Raw genomic sequence first — 19,491 nt, 5'->3', positions numbered from 1 at the left:
TTGATGCCACATACTGATCTTTTATCAACAATCCCCGCGACAATGCGTGCGATTGCGTTACTTGAACCTAATGAACAGATTAATTTATCTGAGCTTGAATTGCCGGTGCCTGATGTTGTAGACAACGAATTGTTGATAAAGGTTGAGTATGTTGCGTTGAATCCGGTTGATGCGTATTTTGCTAAACAAGGTTTTTGTAAATGGCACTATCCTCATACCCTAGGCCTTGATGCTGTAGGTGTGGTGGTAAAAGCCACTAAAGGGGTATTTCCAAGTGTCGGTACTCGGGTTATGTGGCATGGTAATGTTGGCGACCAAGGGGTGTTATCACAATACGCTAAAGTGCCTAACTTTGCTGTATCGCAAATTCCTGATAGCGTTACGTTACAGCAAGCCGCGACATTACCCTGCGCAGGGATGTCGGCATTAATAGCTCTTGATAAACTGCAATTAACCGAAGGTGATTCACTTTTAATTGAAGCTGGTGCGGGGGCCGTCGGTCAGTTCGCCATTCAATTTGCCAAACAACGTGGTGCTACGGTATTTACCACCGCGAGCAAACGCAACCATAAGCTTGTTAAACAATTGGGTGCTGATGTGGTGTTTGATTACAACGATAAAAAGCTTAGCGATAAAATTCGTAAAGAACTTGGTCCACAAGGCTTTGATGCGGTGCTCGATTCGATTGGTGGTGAAACCACGGTGCGTAATGTTGAATTAATGCGTTTTTGTGGCCGTATTGCGTGCTTAAATCCACTGCCTAAGTTTGAGCAGGAGCTGATGTTCAGACGTGCGCCAAATATAGGTATTGTTTCTTTAGGTGGAGCGTGGTTAGCAAACAGTTTATGTGCTCAGCAAAAAATGAGTTTTATGGGCAATTTATTGCTAGACAATTTAGCCAGTGGCAGTATCAAAATACCGCAGATCATTGAGGTTGAATTTAACGCCAGTAGTATTTCACAGGCGCTGAATAAACAAATTGCTGGTGGCTTTACCGGAAAGCAGGTAGTGAAAATTAGCCATGATTAATTATTAACCGTGATTCATAATCTTTAAGCCTCGCAATTGCGGGGCTTTTTGTTATTGTTTAAGGTTATCAACTTAGGGGGAAACATGGCATTTACAGATTTTTATCGACTCAGCGCCCATGGGGTGATCACTAATGCCAGCGGGGAGGTTTTGCTGCTAAAGGCAAGCTATGGCGAGCTAAGCTGGGGATTACCTGGTGGCGCCTTAGATGTCGGTGAAACTGTACATCAAGCACTCATACGCGAATGCCAAGAAGAGCTCGGCTGTGAAGTGAAAATTGAACACTTAACCGGTATTTATTATCACAAAGCGTTTAATTCTCATGCTTTTATTTTTAGAGTTAGTTTGTTAAAAGATGCTGTGATCACGCTCAGCGATGAACACTTAGCACATCGTTATTATAAATTGTCGGAGCTTTCCAAGGTTCAACAACATCGTGTCGCAGCCTGTTTAAATTATACCGGTACAGTTGATAGTGCTGCATTTTAATTTAGCTTAAACGATCACTATCATTAATAGGAAAACGAGATATGAATACGCAACGTTTAATTCTTCGCCATGGCCAGCTTAGTGACGCGTCGTTTATCTTGAGTTTATTAAATCAGCCGAGTTTTTATCGTTATATTGCTGATAAAAGCATTTATACCAAACAACAAGCCGAAGATTATTTACAAAAAACCTTTATTGATGGCCACCAACAGCAAGGTTTTGGACCTTATATTGTGGCAAATAAACAAGGCGTTGCCATGGGCATGGTGGGCTTATTCCAACGAGAAGCATTAGCAGTGCCTATGAAGCGGCTGCAAAACTATTACACGCGTATCAAGGTAAGTTCAGCTACATTGCCGCGATAGCCGACGCTGACAATACCGCTTCGCATGGGTTATTAAATAAACTCGGGTTTAGGTATATAAGCAAAGCAGTGCTTAATAATGATGGCACTGCTTTAGTGGTGTTTATTCTTGAATAAGAACACTCAGGGTAGTTGCTACCTGTTGATTAATATTCTGCCAGTTTTGCTCTAAGCTTTCGACGAGGCCTTCGTAATCATCACCAGTTAAAGGGTTAACCTCACTAAAATAATGAATTGTTTTTAAAGAGCGGCCATTTTCAAACGACGTATAATATAGGCGCCACAAACCAGAAATATCGGCATTACCTTGGTTATCACCATTGAAATGATGTAGCTCATATTCTAATTCATAATAACTTTGCTGATCTTTATCTGTTATAACAGGTAATCCTTTGACCACCATCCAGTTATCAAGCGTGGTAAATAATGTTTGATGGGCGCTTGCTGTTAGCATTTGATCTGGCGCTTCACTCCATAAGTGATAATTAGCAGCATTGACCTGATTATTATCCATTTTCATTGCAATACCACGGTTATTTAATGCGCCTCGTAAACTTACTGTATTGATCCGTAATTGAGCTGATGTGTTAGTGCTACTGCGCTGCATTGGTTTAATACTTTGCTCAAACTGGTAGTATTTAACGGGGGCATTAAGTGATTGGCTACATCCTGATAATAACACTACGCCGATAACAGCAAAAAATTGTATACGTAAAAATGTCCGCATTATTGTTTCCTCGGCGTTGGATCGGCAGGCAATGATTTATCAAAAATAAACATATTTGGTTGCTCATTTAAGCCACGCGAGAGTGGCTGTAGTTCTTCACTTAAACGCTTAAACTCTGAGAGCGTTTGTTGTAATTGTTGATGTAATGAGGAACCTTGTTGATAACTGGCCATGGTTTTTTCAAACTGTTTCATAGTGACATCAAATTGCTGCATACTTTTGGTCATTTCAGCAAAATTACGATTAATATCACCGGGTAAATCTTGGGTATCTTGTTTACTTAACAATGTGCGCATTTCATTCGCCAGCGCTTGGTAATCAGCAAACGCGGAATCAATTTGCGCTAAGCTGTCTTCAATTTTTAAGTTTTTTACCTTATTTAATACGTCAGACACTTGATCTGCTAATACGGTAATGCCACTGGAAACACTTGGAAATACTTGATATTGAGACAGTGTTTCTAACTTCGCAGCTGGGGCATCGTGGTAGATATCAAAATCGACATACACAGCACCGGTGAGTAAGTTGCCTGGTTTTAAAGAAGCGCGCATGCCATTTTTGATCCAACCATCAACACTGTTTTGCCAAAATTGTTTGGCTGAGGCATTATCGTGGTAAATGCGGCCATACTCTATTTTTATCAGTACTGGCACAGCGGTATTATCAGTTCTAAAGTGAGCGGGTTTGCCATCGATCATCACATTTGCAGGTGCTTTAACAACAGTACCGACGCGCATGCCACGATATTCAACCGGGGCTCCGGCACGTAAACCTCGAATAGACTGTTCAAACTCAATTAGGTAATAGTCAAAATTATAAAAACGCTCCTCAAGAGCATCTTTGTAGCTGTTACTAAGCGAAAAGCTATGGCCTTCTTGGGCTAAATTACCCGGTGACTGTTGTTTAGGCAAACCAACCGAGATCCCTCCTTTTAATAACCTGCTTAATGAACCTGTTTTTACATTAATGCCATCGGCAGATAAATCAATTTCAACACCCGTATTGACCCAGAAAATAGAATTTAAGGTGATCAGGTTTTGATAAGGTTCGTTGATGAAAATACCATACTTCATCGCTTGATTCTTCCAATCAAATGTCGCTGTTTCAACTTGACCAATTTTATAATTCTTAAAAAATATACCGGTGCCGACATCCATAACCTCAGCATCATAGCTGAGTAATGAAAAGCGACCGCCTTTGACATCTTTATCAATCAGCGCTGGCTCTTCTTGTAATTTAAAATGCTCTTTTGTTTTACTACTTTCACCTGGTGAAAATTCTAAATATACACCCGATAGTAACGTGCTCATACCGCTGATACCCGTTTCATCAATACGTGGTTTTACTACCCAGATGTTGGCGTCTTCCGTGAGTAAGCCATCATAATGTCTATCAATTTGAGCTCGAGCAATCACACTGTTTTTAGTATCAGAGAGGCGAACGTGATCAATTTGGCCGATTTTCACACTACGTACTTTTATTTCAGTCTTGCCTGCCACGATACCCTCAGCATGAGGCATTGAAATATAAATGGTTGCGCCTTTATTAGCTTGGTATTGGTAAAGCATCCACACACCAACGAGCAAAGCTATAACCGGTATGATCCAAATCGCAGAAATAATAGGTTCTTTTTTTATATTAGCCGTTTCACTCATGCTGTTTCTCTAATTTATGGTCTTTTTATCATTGTTTGGCGAATCCCATAATAGCCGAGGATCAAACGCGTGTGCTGCCAACATTTGGCAAATCACCATGATAGTAAAAAATACAGTGCCTAAACCTGGTGTTACCGACATTAAATTCCCAAGTTGCACTAAGGCTACTAGAATTGCGACAACAAATACATCGATCATGGACCATTTACCAATAAACTCAGTTAATTGATAAACTTTAGTATAGCCCTTTGTTTGGCCGTTAGCGGGTTTGCTAACCAAAAAGCATAAAAATGTTAAAATGAGCGCTTTAGCTAATGGTACTACTACACTCGCTAAAAAAATGATTAATGCAATAGGGTATGAGCCAGCTTGCCACAGTGTTATTACCCCACCAATTAATGTTGAGGGGGATTCATCCCCCAAACTAGTGGTGTACATTATTGGCAATAAATTTGCCGGAATATAACAGGCAATTGAAGTTATTAACCATGCCGTTGCTTTTTGTACGCTGTGGGGGTTTCTGATATGGGTTTTGCTATTACAGCGAGAACAGTATTCGCTATCGCTTAGTTGATGGCAGACATGACAGGCTCGAATGTTACTATCTATGGCACGATAAGAAAGTTTTGCGGCTGCAATTTCAGCCTGAGGCTGTACTTGATCCCATAATCGAGCACGATTTAAGTGTGCTAATGAGCCAATATAGAAGAGTACAAACGCGGCATAGGCCCAAAAACTAACGCCAAAGCTGACTTCCGCTAGCGACATTATTTTTACCATGCTGACCAATACGCCGATTAAAAATATTTCTGACATTATCCATGGCTCTAGCGCTAAGGTGAATTTGAGTAAGCGTCTGGCAATCGTTTGTGGAAGTACTTTAAGTAAGCCTAAATGCAGTGGGATCAAAATAGTGAGTAATGCCATTGGTAAACCAATAATACTAACATCAATAAAAATGCCTAATAAATCGCTGTCGTAATTAAACAAAATACGAGCGGCATCGGGCAAGGTAATCGTCTGTGTAATGCCATTACTACTAAATGAGATAAATGGATAAAACATACTGCTTAGCAGCATGAGTAAAGCACTAATACTGAGTGCTACAATACGGCTGTCATAATTTATATTTGCTGCGCATAGTTTACTGTGACAATGTGGACAGACAGCCATTTGTTTTGCAACTATGTGCGGGATATCAATAATCAAGTCACAATTAGGGCAGGCAGTTTGCAAATTAATAACCACTTAGAAGTATCTTAGATCAAGTTTGCATCAATTATATGCTAAATACAAATGCGAAATTGGTTTAACTAGGCTAGCCTAATAAGAAAGTTGTCATGTAATTTTACAGTTGCTAAAAAGCATCTATCTGTGGGTGGTGAATGAAGTATTTTATAGTGTTTTTTTTTGTTTTATATAGCACTTTTGCATTGAGTTTAGCTGCGCCAAAATCTAGCGACATTATTACCGTTGCGGTAAGCCCTTCTTTGCCTCCTTACGTCTTTAGTGAGGATGATACCGGCTTGCAGTTGCAGATTTTAAAATCTGCGTTTAAAGATCAAGGTATAACCAACCTAGATATCGTTTACATGTCTAATAAGCGTGCAGGGCAGTCCTTAGAACAAATGCAGGTCGATATTGCGATGAATTATGCGGGCGTGACGAGCCCTGCTATTTTTTCCAGTCAAAGTCTATTGGCTTATCAAAATGTAGCGGTGAGCCTGCAGAAAAATCATTTTAAAATTAACACTGTGTATGATTTATCGGGTAAGAGTGTTGTCGCCTTTCAAAATGCCACCGAATTTTTGCCGCCACCATTTAAAACATTAACAACTAAACTGAGTTCCTATGAAGAAGTTGTATACCAAGCGGCGCAGGTGGATCATTTAATGAAAGAGTGGGTTGATGTGGTGGTACTAGAGAAACGGGTGTTTTTACATTATTTACAGCAGTATAAAGAATCGCACCCAATTAAGCCTATTACTATACACCCTATATTTCCTGAGGCACCTCGCCCTGCCTACTTTAATAGTAAAGTGCTACAAGAGATTTTTGATACGGGACTTGCCCATATCATTGCAAATGGGCAGTACAGTAAAATTATGGCCTTTGATGGCAGCGATTATGCTCAGGCTGTAGAACCAAACTCAATCAAATAATGCTACTGTTTGGCGGGTAAGCGCAAGCAACTCACCGGATTGTGACCAAATACAGCCATCTTCTAAACCATAACCATCTTTACAGTGGTGGGTTACTGCTTCAAATCCAAGCCACTCGTCGGCTGCCAACTGCGGTGTTTTCACAAACTCTAAATACCACGACATGCTACTGGCGGGCGCTGGTTGGTTAAACATTTGTAATAAAGTAGGCGGCCATGCATCCGTTAAGGCAATAATATGTGCCTCACTTAGTTCTGCTGGCGACTGTTTTAATTTCATCCAGCCGCCTAAATGCGACGTTTGGGCTGCTGTAAACGGCATTGCACCTTGCTGAGGACAAAGCGCGACATGTTGGAAGAATTCCGGCATGGCACCTGACTGAAATGGTAAAGTGTAACGTTCATTAACCGGTTTTAGGCTCATTGTTTTTGTCACTGGTACCTTAATAGCTGAATCTCGCGATTTTGCAAAACACGCTTGTACGACCACGCTTACTTGGCCGTTCTGCAGCGCTTTAGCCAGTACTTGTGTGCTACTTTTTCCTTCCCGTAAAATTTCGACGGAAAGAGAAAAATCAGCATCTGCTAATAAAGGACCTACAAAATTTGTACTAATAGATAACAAACGACGACTTGGTTCTATTTGTTGACGCATTGCCTGATACAGTAATGAGGCTGATAAACCGCCAAAAGCAGTTCGACCTTGGCACCAGTTAGCAGGAAATTGCATTGTTGCGTAAGTTTGCTCTGAAGGGGGAAGCTGACCTATAAGTGCCGCTTGCTGTAGTAGTTGGTCAAAATGCATAGTGATCCTTTGAGACATTTTTTATTTATTAGTGATTTTATAACACAGAAAAACTCATCAGACCAGATTGTGAAATGGCCCCTAATGATGCAAAAAACGTCAATCCACACATTAATTAGGGTTATTTGCAAAATAAATTACAAAAAAGCACTTTTTTTTCATTTTTACAGTTGAATTAAGTTTGTGGCATCCCTATCTACTAGTCATCGAAAGTATTAATGAATTTTGAAGTTGGAGATATTTCATGGGTAAAATTATCGGAATCGACTTAGGTACTACTAACTCTTGTGTTGCAGTACTTGATGGTGGCAAAGCACGTGTTATTGAAAACGCGGAAGGCGATCGTACCACTCCGTCTATTATAGCTTATACGCAAGACGGTGAAACTTTAGTAGGTCAATCTGCTAAACGTCAAGCGGTTACTAACCCGACAAACACATTATTTGCAATTAAGCGTTTAATTGGTCGTCGCTTTGAAGACGAAGAAGTACAACGTGATATCGGCATCATGCCTTTTAAAATTATCAAAGCAGATAATGGTGATGCATGGGTTGAAGCGGGCGGCGAAAAACGCGCTGCACCACAAATTTCAGCTGAAGTTTTGAAAAAAATGAAAAAAACAGCTGAAGACTTCTTAGGTGAAGCAGTAACTGAAGCGGTTATTACAGTACCTGCTTACTTTAATGATTCACAACGTCAAGCTACTAAAGATGCTGGGCGTATTGCAGGTCTTGAAGTTAAACGTATCATCAATGAGCCAACTGCTGCTGCCCTTGCTTATGGCATGGACAAAAACAAAGGCGAAAACGTTGTTGCAGTATATGACTTAGGTGGTGGTACTTTCGATTTATCAATCATTGAAATTGATGAAGTTGAAGGTGAGCACACATTTGAAGTACTAGCTACAAATGGCGACACTCACTTAGGTGGTGAAGATTTCGATAACCGCGTAATCAACTATTTAGTTGCTGAATTCAAAAAAGATCAAGGTTTAGACTTAAAAACTGATCCACTTGCAATGCAACGTGTTAAAGAAGCGGCTGAAAAAGCAAAAATTGAATTATCATCTGCACAATCTACAGAAGTAAATCTTCCGTACGTAACTGCTGATGCAACTGGTCCTAAGCACATGAACGTGAAACTAACACGCGCTAAGCTTGAGTCACTAGTTGAAGATTTAGTAATGAAGTCACTAGAGCCATTAAAACGTGCCCTTGCTGATGCTGATTTATCAGTAAGCGACATTGACGACATCATCCTTGTTGGTGGTCAAACACGTATGCCTTTAGTACAAAAAACAGTTGCTGATTTCTTCGGAAAAGAGCCACGTAAAGACGTTAACCCTGATGAAGCAGTAGCCGTGGGCGCAGCGATTCAAGGTGGTGTACTTGCTGGTGATGTGAAAGATGTACTATTACTAGACGTTTCGCCATTATCTCTAGGTATTGAGACTATGGGCTCTGTAATGACTGCGTTAATTGAGAAAAATACGACTATTCCAACGAAGAAATCGCAAACATTCTCAACTGCTGAAGATAATCAAGCCGCAGTAACTATCCATGTCTTACAAGGTGAGCGTAAACGTGCTAGCGACAACAAATCACTAGGTCAATTTAACCTAGAAGGTATTCGTCCAGCACAACGTGGTACACCACAAATCGAAGTTACTTTTGATGTGGACGCTGATGGTATCTTACATGTATCTGCAAAAGATAAAGACACAGGTAAAGAGCAAAAAATCACCATTCAAGCATCTTCAGGCTTAAGCGATGAAGAAGTTGAAAAAATGGTTCGTGATGCCGAAGCACACGCAGAAGACGATAAAAAGTTTGAAGAGTTAGTAGCTGCACGTAACCAAGCTGATGCACTTGTTCACGGTACACGTAAGCAAATTGAAGAAGCGGGTGATGCATTACCAAGCGAAGACAAAGACGCAATTGAAGCGGCTGTTGTTGACCTTGAAGCTGCGATTAAGAGTGACAAAAAAGACGAGATTGAAGCAAAAACTCAAGCGCTTGCTGAAAAGTCACAAAAGTTAATGGAAATTGCACAAGCTAAAGCACAACAAGGTGGTGACGCCGGTGCCGAGCAGCAACAATCTGCGAAGAAAGATGACGACGTAGTGGATGCTGAGTTCGAAGAAGTTAAAGACGACAAGTAATTGTTGTTAGCGCTTCGCCTAACTGAAAACACGATGACTGATATCGCAATTTAAGTTAGGATGAACAACTAAGGCGCGCGGGCTAAAGCTTGACGCGCCTTTTGCATGTAAATTAGATGATAAATCGATACGATTTATCGATTTATCCGCAGCAATGCTGCAGTAAGAAAAGAGTAGTGTGATAGATATGTCAAAACGCGATTATTATGAAGTCCTTGGAGTGGCAAAAGACGCCAGCGAAAGAGACGTAAAAAAAGCGTATAAACGCTTAGCGATGAAATATCATCCAGATCGTACCGCAGGCGATAAAGAACTTGAAACTAAATTCAAGGAAGTAAAAGAAGCTTACGAGATCCTCACTGACAGTCAAAAACGTCAAATGTATGATCAATACGGCCATGCTGCGTTTGAACAAGGCGGTGGCGGTGGTGGTCATGGCGGCCATGGTGACTTTGGTGATGTATTTGGTGACGTGTTCGGTGATATTTTTGGAGGCGGTGGTGGCCGTCGTCAATCGCGTCAGCAACGAGGTTCAGACCTACGTTACAACATGGACTTAAGCTTAGAAGAAGCGGTTCGTGGTAAAGAAGTAGAAATTAAAGTACCTACGTGGGTGAGCTGTGAGCCGTGTGACGGCAGCGGTGCAAAAGCGGGTTCTAAACCGAAAACATGTACGACTTGTCATGGTGCAGGCCAAGTGCAAATGCGCCAAGGTTTTTTTGCTGTGCAACAAACCTGTCCAACCTGTCAGGGCACTGGTCAGATAATTTCTGATCCATGTAATAGCTGTCATGGTCAAGGCCGTGTGGAAAAAACCAAAACATTATCGGTTAAAATCCCAGCCGGGGTTGATACTGGCGACCGCATTCGTTTATCTGGCGAAGGTGAAGCAGGGGTACATGGTGCACCCGCTGGTGACTTGTATGTGCAGGTATCGGTACGTGAACACCGTATCTTTGAGCGTGATGGTAATAACCTATATTGTGAAGTGCCGATTGGGTTTACAACGGCTGCTCTTGGTGGCGAAATTGAAGTACCGACTTTAGATGGTCGTGCTAAATTGAAGATCCCAGCTGAGAGTCAAACGGGCAAAATGTTCCGTATGCGCGGTAAAGGTGTTAAGTCTGTCCGTAGTGGCGCAGTTGGTGACTTGATCTGTAAAGTGGTAATAGAAACACCCGTTAAGTTAAATGAACGCCAACGCGAGTTATTGCAAGAGCTTGAGCAAAGCATGGGTAAGGATGGTTCTAAAAACCGTCCAAAAGAAAAAGGCTTTTTTGATGGTGTAAAAAAGTTCTTTGATGATTTAACTAAGTAATCACTCATTACTTACAAAATGGCGCTAATTAGCGCCATTTTTTATTGGCTAACAAAAGCTTATTAATCTGACAAAAATAAGCGCTTTGTTGACAACCACGCAGTAATACATATTCATAATGCTACCTTTACAGAGCGATTAGGCTCGTTAATCACCTGTCACTTAACGGCTATTTTATCTTATCAAATGAAATTCCGGACCCTATATGGGTAATTAAATGCCATTGCTGCTTTATTTTGCATTACTTATCGATATGATAATTAGTCTCACTTGCATGATTGAATAATCGGCGTAAAATCAGCGCCATTGATGTATTAAATGAAATGAGATGGCATGTTAACGTTAGACGAATTAGTAATTGGCCAACATGGCTCTGTTGTAAGCATCGATCCTAATGCGAGTTTGTTGCGCCAGAAATTACTTGCAATGGGTTTAACGCCAGGCGCTCCTGTCCACGTATTGCGCTTTTCTCCATTTGGCGATCCGATGATTGTCAAAGTTCGCGGTACCGTTCTTAGTCTTCGTAAATCCGAGGCAAAATCAATTAATTTGGAACTCGCAGTATGAATCCAAACATTGCCGTAATAGGTAACCCAAACTGTGGTAAAACTACACTATTCAACGCTTTAACCGGTAGCAAACAGAAAGTAGGTAACTGGTCAGGGGTGACCATCGATAAGAAAATTGGTCAATTTAAAGTGGCTGATCAGACTGTCGACTTGGTTGATTTGCCCGGCACTTATTCTTTAGATGTAAATGCACAAACCCCTTTAGATGAAAAAATTGCGCGTGATTATGCACTCAGTGGTGAATCACAACTGATCATCAATATTCTTGATGCATCAAATCTTGAACGCAATTTATACCTCACCGCTCAGCTGCTTGAGATGAAAGTACCTTTACTCGTCGTGCTAAATATGGTCGATGTGGCAAAACGAAATGGTTTAGTAACGGATCCAAAGGCGCTAGAAAAGCGACTTGGATGCCCTGTGATTGCCTTAAGTGCAAATAATAAAACAGACATTACTGGTTTAAAAGAGTTTATTGCACAAGGGCTTAAACTTAAAAAAGTATCAATGCATATCCCTAGTTATGAGCAAAAAATAACGCAAGCGGCCAACAACATTGCAGCCAGTTTTACTGCCAATAATAAACCGATAGAAAACATCGACACTGATTGGTTGTCATTGCGGTTATTAGAGCAAGATGAAAGCTGTTTTGGCTATGCTGATAAACAAACACTGGCAGTGGCAAAAGCTGAATTTGAACAGTTTGCCGATCACCATGAACTTGATGTGCTTTTTGCCAATGGTCGTTATGAGTTTGCCCATCAACTGGCTGTACTTGCTCAAAATACTAAAGGCATCGCCTCTGAAACCATTAGTGATAAAATAGATGCGGTAGTGATCAATCGTTTTTTAGGGATCCCAATATTTTTAGGGATCATGTATTTAATGTTTACTGTTGCGGTAAATGTAGGCGGCGCATTTATAGACTTTTTCGATATTGCTGTAGGTGCGATTTTAGTCGATGGCTTTGGTGAAATATTAACTTCATTAGGCGCACCTGATTGGCTACGCGCATTGCTTGCGGACGGTATAGGTGGTGGTATTCAGCTTGTTGCCACCTTTATCCCGGTGATTGGCTTTTTATACTTTTGTTTAGCCTTTATTGAAGATTCAGGTTATATGGCGCGTGCTGCTTTTATCATGGATAGATTAATGCGCGCCATTGGTTTACCGGGTAAAGCTTTTGTGCCTTTAATTGTTGGCTTTGGCTGTAACGTGCCATCAGTAATGGCAACTCGTACTTTAGAAACCCATAAAGATCGCTTACTGACTATTGCCATGTCACCATTTATGTCATGTGGCGCGCGCTTAAGTGTGTATGCCTTGTTTGTCGCTGCCTTTTTTACCACTAATGGCCAAAACTTAGTATTTGCACTGTATATTTTAGGTATTGTTATGGCGGTATTAACCGGTTTGGTACTTAAAAATACCTTGTTTAGTCCAACGCTTACCCCGTTTATTCTCGAATTACCTGCGTATCATATGCCAACGGCAAAAGGCGTACTTTACAAAGCATGGGAGCGCTTAAAAAGCTTTTGTATGCGCGCCGGTAAAACTATAATTGTGGTGTTTGTTATTTTAAAAATATTAAGCTCCATAGGTACTGATTTTACTTTTGGCAATGACAACACAGATAAATCGATGCTCAGTGAAATTTCAAAAATTGCAACACCGGTGTTTGCTCCTATCGGGGTAGAGCAAGATAATTGGCCTGCAACTGTCGGTATTTTTACTGGCGTATTTGCTAAAGAGGCAGTAGTTGGCACTTTAGATAGTTTATATTCAAATTTAGATGGCGTAGCGGCTGTGAATGAAGAGCCAGTTAATGTCATCGATAAAGTGGCTGAAGCATTCGCGAGTATTCCTGCAAACCTAATAGACGTATTTGGTAATTTACTCGATCCACTGGGTTTAAATGTCACTAATGTGAGCGATCAAAGTAGTGCGGCCATTGATCAAGAAGTGAATGTATCGACCTTCGCAACCATGGAAAACCTATTTAGCAGTCAACTTGCTGCATTCAGTTACTTAGTTTTTGTATTGCTTTATACACCGTGTGTGGCGGTGATGGGCGCTATGTACCGAGAAGCTGGAATGAAATGGATGCTATTTGTTGCAATTTGGTCAACAGGGCTTGCTTACATCACAGCCTCTGTGGTGTATCAAGTGGGTAACTTTAAGCAATCTCCGATGTTTTCGGCATTTTGGTTACTCGGGTGCGCTGTCGTTATTGCATTGGCAATAAGCTCTATGCGTATTTATGGTAATAAAATGGCTGCAAAGAGTCGTTTAATCCCTGTTGTTAATATTATTTAGCCAGTATATATAGTTTAAAAAAGAGTACCTTGGTACTCTTTTTTTGTTAATTTTAAAGCAGTTAACAATTCAATGGAGTTAGTCATGACGCCAGCCACACAATTATTAAAAAAACACAAGGCCACTTTTGAGCTGCTCAGTTATGAGCATAACTCAAGTACACATAGCTTTGGTTTAGAAGCTGTTGAAAAGTTAAATCTAGCCGCTGAGCAGGTTTTCAAAACCTTAGTATTTGAAACCAATGAATTGCAGTTAGTAGTGGCAATTACGCCTGTGAGTCAACAAGTTAACTTAAAGCTCTTAGCAAAAGCATGTGGTGTTAAAAAAGTACATATGGCCGCTGCACAAAAGGTAGAAAATAGCACCGGATATATTCTTGGTGGCGTAAGTCCATTAGGGCAAAAAAAACGCTTAGCAACTTACCTTCATAGTAGCGCAAAGCAGTTTGATATTATTTATGTAAGCGCTGGTAAACGCGGCCTTGAAATTGCACTTGATCCCAATACATTAATAAAACTGTGTAATGGCAAATTAGCTGACTTTTAGTGGTGATTTACAGTGTTAGTTAACAGTCGATAAGCTAACAGTAATACCTTGCACAAACTTTAACATATGTTTATTTTCCCTCATTTTTTTCTATTGTTATTGAGGTTTAATTATTTTAGCGTTTTTTAGTAAAAAAAAATCAACTAAATACTTTTCAGCGTACAAGTGTTAGCTCTTTTTATTCAATGGCTTAGATAGCCTAAAAATAAATAAATTGAAAAAACTGTTAAAAAATTGCTTAGAGTAATTGATCTAAACCATTTTTTATGACGTAATGTAGGTATTATTGTCTGGTCGGATGAGTTGATTATGAGTTTACGTACAAAATTAAAAAAAGTATTACCAAGTATTTCTATCACTGAACAAGAAGCCCTTGATGCGGGTGATGTGTGGTTAGAAGGCTCTATTTACCAAGGTAAGCCTGACTTCAACGCACTTCGCGCAGTCCCTGCTGCTGTATTGAGCGCAGATGAACAAGCATTTATCGACGGCCCATTACAAGAGCTATTGGGTATGATCGACGATACAGAAATTCAAAATGGCATTCATTTACCTGAATACATTTTAGATTTTCTGAAAAAGGAACGTTTCTTTTCACTGATCATTCCTAAATCATTCGGTGGTTTAGAGTTTAGCCCTTACGCAAACTCAACTATCGTTGGCACAATCGCCACTAAAAGTTCTGCTGTTGCAGTAACCGTTATGGTTCCTAACTCGTTAGGCCCTGGTGAGTTACTACTGCACTTTGGTACTAAAGAGCAGCAAGCACATTATTTACCACGCCTAGCCAATGGCCGTGACATTCCATGTTTTGCACTCACTAGCCCAGAGGCTGGTTCTGATGCCGGTGGCATTCCAGATTTAGGCACAGTGACTAAAGGCATGTATAACGGCGAAGAAGTTCTTGGCCTTGAGATCACTTGGGACAAGCGTTATATCACCCTTGCGCCAATTGCCACCGTACTTGGTTTAGCATTTAAAGTGGTTGATCCAAATGGCTTGCTAGGTGGTAAAGAAAACCTCGGTATTACGTGTGCACTTATTCCAAAAGAGCACCCAGGTGTTGAACTTGGTAATCGCCATGATCCAATGGGGATTCGTTTTTACAACGGTACTACGCGTGGCAACAAAGTATTTGTGCCAATGGACTTCATTATTGGTGGGCAAAAGAACATCGGCCGTGGCTGGCAAATGTTGGTTAGCTGTTTAGGTGCTGGCCGAGGTATTTCATTACCTGCATTAGGTGTTAGTTCATCTCAGGTAGCATTTAAAGGTGCCTCTGAATACGCTGCGGTACGTGAGCAATTTGGCTTAGCAATCGGTCAGTTTGAAGGTATTCAAGAAAAACTCGCTGATATTGCTGGTAAAACATACCTGCAAGAAGCAATGCGTGTACTTACAACCGAAGGTTTAGGCATGGGCTTAAAGCCATCGGTTGTGACTGCAATTGCAAAATATCATATGACTGAAATTGGTCGCGACGTGCTTGACTCAGCAATGGATATTCAAGCTGGTAAAGCAATTCAGAACGGCCCGCAAAATACGTTAGCAAGCGGCTATGTTGCACAGCCAATTGCCATCACGGTTGAAGGCGCCAACATTCTTACACGTAACTTGATGATCTTTGGTCAAGGTGTAATGCGTTGTCACCCATATTTACAATCGATGGTTGAATCAATCCACAGCGAAGATAAAAACGCAGATAAAGAATTTAACCGCATTCTACGTAAAACAGTCGGTTATAGCGTAGCAAACAGTTTACGTGCATTTCGTTTAGGCGTATTACCATTTACAGCAGGTGCTAATTCACCACTTCCAGAAGTACGTGAATATGAAAAAGCAGCTCATAAATTATCAGCTAAATTAGCAGTATATGCAGATTTTTCGTTACTGGTACTCGGCGGAAAACTTAAACAAGCGGAAATGCTATCAGCCCGTTTAGGCGATGTAATGAGCTTCTTATATGCGGCAATGGCATCAATTAAATATTATGAGCAAAAAGTGGCAAGCAGTGAACGCGAGCAAGCAGCGCCATATTTCCACTACGCAACACGTTTTGCATTACAAAGCGCCGAACAAGCATTGCATAAGTTTTTAGACAACTTCCCTGCAAGTGGCACACGTAAGTTTATGCGTTTTATTACCATGAACTATTCGACTAAAATGCCAAAAATTAGCGATGACTTAATTCGCGAATTAGCTACACAAGCGCAACTTGACACGGCATTTAAAAAGCAAATCACACACTTAGTTAAACCTATTGAAGGTGATGGACATTACATTAACGAGCAAGCGTATAAAGCGAAAATGGGCTGTTTAGATTTACTCGCAAAAGTGAAAAAAGCCTTGCGTGCTAAAACAATCAAACCAGGTATTCGTTTTGCACTTACTCTTGATAATGCACTTGTAGCAAATGTAATCACTGAAGAAGAATACGCTAAACTGATTGATTACAACAAAAAACGTGAACGCGCAATTCGTGTTGATGAGTTTGATTTTGATATGAACTTATTAGACGAAAATGCAAAACCGATAAACCCACTGAAAAGTGTTGTTAATCAGTAATATTTTTTAATTCAACAATGTAAGCGCCTGCAGTATAGGCGCTTTTTTTGTGCTAAAAAAACTTAGAATCCATATTTATTCGTTAATAAGACAAGTGTTATTCCGCCGGCACAGTAATATGTTATTCAATTGTAAGTCTATAGGTTGTAAAACTTTATGATTGTATTTGTTGTTAAAAAACGTTAATCTAAGTGCAAATTGTTTTTATTTGACTTGAGGGTCCATGTTTAATCCAACTATTTCTTACATCTCTATGGCAGTTACATTAGCAATGTCGAGTGTAGCTTTTGCAAATGAGCAAGGCACAGAAGAAGCAAATATCGAAAAAATCTCTGTGCTAGGGCAACGGTTAGAATATAATACCAGCGCTACAGGCTTAATGCTTTCAGTGCAACAAACTCCTCAGTCTATCTCTGTAATTGATGCGCAAGCAATTCAAGACTTTGCACTAGATAATGTTGCAGATGTCGTGGGAATGGCTGCGGGGATCAATGTTCAAAAAGCAGAAACCAGCCGTTTTTTCTTTAGCGCACGTGGTAATCCCGTTACCAATTTTCAGTATGATGGCTTACCGGTTTTTTACAATAGCTTTTTTTCAGAAGCAGTATCAGATTCCATTCTTTTTGAGCGTGTGGAAGTAGTTAGAGGCGCCACTGGCTTACTCTCTGGAGCAGGTGAACCTTCAGCGGCAATCAATTTGATCCGTAAAAAAGCAGGTTTTGAACAACAAGGTTACGTTACTGCGAAAGTTGGTTCATGGCAAAATGTTAGACTTGAAGGTGATTTTAACACGCCACTCAATAGCGATGGCAGTATTCGTGGCCGTGTAGCTGCGAGTATTGATCAAGGTGAAAGCCATGTTGATTTAGCTGAAAAAGATAATCTTCAACTTTATACAACCGTGGGTTTTGATTTAGGCGCGAATACTGAGATGAACATCGGAATAGAGCATGCGAAACGTAGGCCTAAAGGCTCTACATGGGGTGCATTACCTTTATTTTATGCAGATGGCTCCTCTGCTGATGATTTAGCTATATCAAGTACAACGGCAGCAAACTGGACCTATTGGGACCGCGATAATACCAGTGCCTTTGTTAATTTAGCGCATAGCTTTACAAATGGGTGGCAGTTGAGAGCAGAATACGAACGCCGAGATGATAAAATGGATGGCAAACTATTATACTTAAGCGGGCATCCTGATCGAGACACTGGGCTTGGTATGAGTGGTTCGTCAATGATTTATCAAAGTGATCGTACTTTGGATAGTGCGCGCATATACGCAGATGGTCCTTTTGAGTTGTTTTCTCGAGAGCACCGCTTGATTGTTGGGGCTAACTTAAGTGATCAGCATGTCACTTCTGATTCATTTTATGCTATCAGTGGTGATCCCGTTGGAAACTTTTTACAGTGGGATGGCAGTGTATCTGAACCTACTTATGCAGATACCGCTATTACCGGAAAAAATAACGAACAGCAGGTTGGGGCGTATATTGCTACACAACTGAGTATAACGGATAAACTAACCCTTGTTCTAGGTAACCGCTTTAGTCGCTATGATTATGAAAATGAGATAGACAGTGCTGATAATTACAAACAAACGGGCATTAACACTCCTTATGCGGGACTAGTGTTCTCACCTGTACCTACGGTATCAATTTATACAAGCTACACTGAAATTTTCCAGCCACAAAATGCAAAAGACAAAAATGATCAACGTCTTGACCCTGTTGAAGGCAGTAATTTAGAAGCTGGGGTAAAAAGCACCTGGCTTGATGAACGATTACTTGTTACTGCTGCCGTATTTAAGGTCGAAAAAGATAATGTAGCAGTACTAGACCCTTCATTCACTGAACCATTGCCTGATGGTAGCTTTCCATATATCGGGAAAAAAGGTACGCAGAGTAAAGGTTTTGAAGTGGAAATTTCGGGGCAAGTAACTGATTCATTTAACGCTAATTTCAGTTATGCACACACTAAATCTGAAGATGAAAATGGTGATGATTTTGCAACCCATAACCCTGAACACTTAGTTAAGCTCTCTGGAATGTATGATTATAATGAGGCGTTCAAATTTGGTGTAAATGCACATTGGCAAAATGAAATCTATAATGAAAATGTTGGCCCTAATAATGCCTATCGTGCAGAGCAGGCAAGTTATTGGCTGGTTAATATGATGGCGCGTTACAAGTTTACAGATCAGTTTAGCGGTCAAATGAATATCAACAACGTATTTGATAAAAAGTACTACTCCAGTATTGATTTTTATAACCAAGGCTTCTTTGGCGCACCCCGTAATATTGAAGCTTCAGTAAGGTATCAGTTTTAACCACTCTCTATTTATCATAGCTTACCCCGCAAGTTAAAGCGGGTAAGCTATTCCTTCTTAGGTAGTTTACTTGATTAGATCTAATCACTTTTTGTACTTAAAGTGAGTGGGCAATGTCATTGTTGCCAAACACCAATGTAATGCAAAAAGCCATAAACTTGCGAATGAAAGTAAATCAAAGCCGACTATTTTTTAGTACCTTCAGCTCCTAGCATACACGTTTACAATATCACCAACATCTAGCTACAGAGTTTATTCGTGTCGCTTTGCGATGAGATTTATTGATTAATCTTTATATGTAAACTCGCCAAACGAGTAAGATAAAATTTTTTGTTGATTATTTAAGGTGGTGTTCAGAAGGTAAATGATAGGGTAAAAATAAGTTATTTACTAAGTAAGCTGTACTCGCACCTAGGAATAGTGTGTTTGCTGTTTTCATTAAAATAGACAAAGGATTATA

Annotated in this window: 15 protein-coding genes; 11 read left to right on the top strand and 4 right to left on the bottom strand. The window is 40.3% G+C overall.

Annotated features, from left to right (window positions below):
• Nucleotides 1-3 precede the first annotated feature (3 nt).
• The 3 genes from FW757_RS19615 (at nucleotide 4) to FW757_RS19605 (ending at nucleotide 1,883) form a co-directional block, all read left to right on the top strand.
• The gene (locus FW757_RS19615) at nucleotides 4-1,029 is read left to right on the top strand and encodes a zinc-binding dehydrogenase (RefSeq protein ID WP_145236115.1); all 1,026 of its coding nucleotides are present in this window, start codon (nucleotides 4-6) and stop codon (nucleotides 1,027-1,029) included.
• Between the two features lie 84 nt (nucleotides 1,030-1,113).
• Complete coding sequence (locus tag FW757_RS19610; protein ID WP_149980118.1) at nucleotides 1,114-1,518, top strand: NUDIX hydrolase; 405 nt, start codon at nucleotides 1,114-1,116, stop codon at nucleotides 1,516-1,518.
• 41 nt (nucleotides 1,519-1,559) lie between these two features.
• Entirely contained in the window at nucleotides 1,560-1,883 is a 324-nt protein-coding gene (locus tag FW757_RS19605) for a GNAT family N-acetyltransferase (protein ID WP_145236108.1), read from the top strand.
• A gap of 102 nt (nucleotides 1,884-1,985) precedes the next feature.
• Here the strand turns inward: FW757_RS19605 and FW757_RS19600 are convergent, their stop codons facing one another.
• Genes FW757_RS19600 through FW757_RS19590 form a run of 3 tightly spaced genes read right to left on the bottom strand, consistent with a single transcriptional unit; the run spans nucleotide 1,986 to nucleotide 5,500 of the window.
• Nucleotides 1,986-2,609 (bottom strand): PqiC family protein, encoded by a 624-nt coding sequence (locus FW757_RS19600; protein WP_145236105.1) that lies wholly within the window; start codon nucleotides 2,607-2,609, stop codon nucleotides 1,986-1,988.
• Complete coding sequence (pqiB, locus tag FW757_RS19595; protein WP_446441590.1) at nucleotides 2,609-4,264, bottom strand: intermembrane transport protein PqiB; 1,656 nt, start codon at nucleotides 4,262-4,264, stop codon at nucleotides 2,609-2,611. The genes FW757_RS19600 and pqiB overlap by 1 nt, the downstream gene beginning before the upstream one ends.
• Before the next feature lie 9 nt (nucleotides 4,265-4,273).
• Nucleotides 4,274-5,500 carry a paraquat-inducible protein A gene (locus FW757_RS19590; protein ID WP_149980384.1) on the bottom strand — a complete coding sequence of 409 codons (1,227 nt, stop codon included), beginning with the start codon at nucleotides 5,498-5,500 and terminating at the stop codon, nucleotides 4,274-4,276.
• Between the two features lie 197 nt (nucleotides 5,501-5,697).
• On the opposite strand from FW757_RS19590, the gene FW757_RS19585 reads away from it, so the two are divergent.
• Complete coding sequence (locus FW757_RS19585; RefSeq protein WP_259398786.1) at nucleotides 5,698-6,426, top strand: substrate-binding periplasmic protein; 729 nt, start codon at nucleotides 5,698-5,700, stop codon at nucleotides 6,424-6,426.
• Here the strand turns inward: FW757_RS19585 and FW757_RS19580 are convergent.
• A complete protein-coding gene (locus tag FW757_RS19580; RefSeq protein ID WP_149980122.1) occupies nucleotides 6,415-7,230 on the bottom strand; it encodes an acyl-CoA thioesterase in 816 nt (271 codons plus the stop codon). The two genes, FW757_RS19585 and FW757_RS19580, sit on opposite strands and share 12 nt — an antisense overlap.
• A gap of 244 nt (nucleotides 7,231-7,474) precedes the next feature.
• Here FW757_RS19580 and dnaK point away from each other — a divergent pair, with 244 nt between their 5' ends.
• The 7 genes from dnaK to FW757_RS19545 all read left to right on the top strand — a co-directional run bounded on the left by dnaK (nucleotide 7,475) and on the right by FW757_RS19545 (nucleotide 19,031).
• Entirely contained in the window at nucleotides 7,475-9,391 is a 1,917-nt protein-coding gene (gene dnaK, locus FW757_RS19575) for a molecular chaperone DnaK (RefSeq protein WP_149980123.1), read from the top strand.
• A gap of 187 nt (nucleotides 9,392-9,578) precedes the next feature.
• Nucleotides 9,579-10,709 (top strand): molecular chaperone DnaJ, encoded by a 1,131-nt coding sequence (dnaJ, locus tag FW757_RS19570; RefSeq protein ID WP_446441589.1) that lies wholly within the window; start codon nucleotides 9,579-9,581, stop codon nucleotides 10,707-10,709.
• A gap of 333 nt (nucleotides 10,710-11,042) precedes the next feature.
• Complete coding sequence (locus tag FW757_RS19565; protein WP_149980124.1) at nucleotides 11,043-11,276, top strand: FeoA family protein; 234 nt, start codon at nucleotides 11,043-11,045, stop codon at nucleotides 11,274-11,276.
• Entirely contained in the window at nucleotides 11,273-13,594 is a 2,322-nt protein-coding gene (gene feoB, locus FW757_RS19560; protein ID WP_182718718.1) for a Fe(2+) transporter permease subunit FeoB, read from the top strand. The genes FW757_RS19565 and feoB overlap by 4 nt, the downstream gene beginning before the upstream one ends.
• Nucleotides 13,595-13,678: 84 nt before the next feature.
• Nucleotides 13,679-14,140 (top strand): Cys-tRNA(Pro) deacylase, encoded by a 462-nt coding sequence (gene ybaK / locus FW757_RS19555; RefSeq protein ID WP_145236081.1) that lies wholly within the window; start codon nucleotides 13,679-13,681, stop codon nucleotides 14,138-14,140.
• Nucleotides 14,141-14,449: 309 nt separating this feature from the next.
• Complete coding sequence (locus tag FW757_RS19550; protein ID WP_145236077.1) at nucleotides 14,450-16,705, top strand: acyl-CoA dehydrogenase; 2,256 nt, start codon at nucleotides 14,450-14,452, stop codon at nucleotides 16,703-16,705.
• 223 nt (nucleotides 16,706-16,928) lie between these two features.
• On the top strand, nucleotides 16,929-19,031 hold the full coding sequence (locus tag FW757_RS19545) for a TonB-dependent siderophore receptor (protein ID WP_446441588.1): 2,103 nt from the start codon (nucleotides 16,929-16,931) through the stop codon (nucleotides 19,029-19,031).
• The last annotated feature ends 460 nt before the right edge of the window (nucleotides 19,032-19,491 follow it).

It is taken from the genome of Pseudoalteromonas sp. 1181_04 (genome assembly GCF_052850545.1).
Note: the sequence above shows the minus strand (reverse complement) of the source record. Positions and strands in the feature narration are given on the sequence as shown.

What these genes read in the sequence shown, in the direction of transcription:
- FW757_RS19580 (WP_149980122.1), bottom strand. Translation starts at nt 7,230, where the DNA reads ATGCATTTTGACCAACTACTACAGCAAGCGGCACTTATAGGTCAGCTT.
- FW757_RS19615 (WP_145236115.1), top strand. Translation starts at nt 4, where the DNA reads ATGCCACATACTGATCTTTTATCAACAATCCCCGCGACAATGCGTGCG.
- FW757_RS19600 (WP_145236105.1), bottom strand. Translation starts at nt 2,609, where the DNA reads ATGCGGACATTTTTACGTATACAATTTTTTGCTGTTATCGGCGTAGTG.
- FW757_RS19605 (WP_145236108.1), top strand. Translation starts at nt 1,560, where the DNA reads ATGAATACGCAACGTTTAATTCTTCGCCATGGCCAGCTTAGTGACGCG.
- FW757_RS19550 (WP_145236077.1), top strand. Translation starts at nt 14,450, where the DNA reads ATGAGTTTACGTACAAAATTAAAAAAAGTATTACCAAGTATTTCTATC.
- dnaJ (WP_446441589.1), top strand. Translation starts at nt 9,579, where the DNA reads ATGTCAAAACGCGATTATTATGAAGTCCTTGGAGTGGCAAAAGACGCC.
- feoB (WP_182718718.1), top strand. Translation starts at nt 11,273, where the DNA reads ATGAATCCAAACATTGCCGTAATAGGTAACCCAAACTGTGGTAAAACT.
- FW757_RS19565 (WP_149980124.1), top strand. Translation starts at nt 11,043, where the DNA reads ATGTTAACGTTAGACGAATTAGTAATTGGCCAACATGGCTCTGTTGTA.
- pqiB (WP_446441590.1), bottom strand. Translation starts at nt 4,264, where the DNA reads ATGAGTGAAACGGCTAATATAAAAAAAGAACCTATTATTTCTGCGATT.
- FW757_RS19610 (WP_149980118.1), top strand. Translation starts at nt 1,114, where the DNA reads ATGGCATTTACAGATTTTTATCGACTCAGCGCCCATGGGGTGATCACT.
- FW757_RS19545 (WP_446441588.1), top strand. Translation starts at nt 16,929, where the DNA reads ATGTTTAATCCAACTATTTCTTACATCTCTATGGCAGTTACATTAGCA.
- ybaK (WP_145236081.1), top strand. Translation starts at nt 13,679, where the DNA reads ATGACGCCAGCCACACAATTATTAAAAAAACACAAGGCCACTTTTGAG.
- dnaK (WP_149980123.1), top strand. Translation starts at nt 7,475, where the DNA reads ATGGGTAAAATTATCGGAATCGACTTAGGTACTACTAACTCTTGTGTT.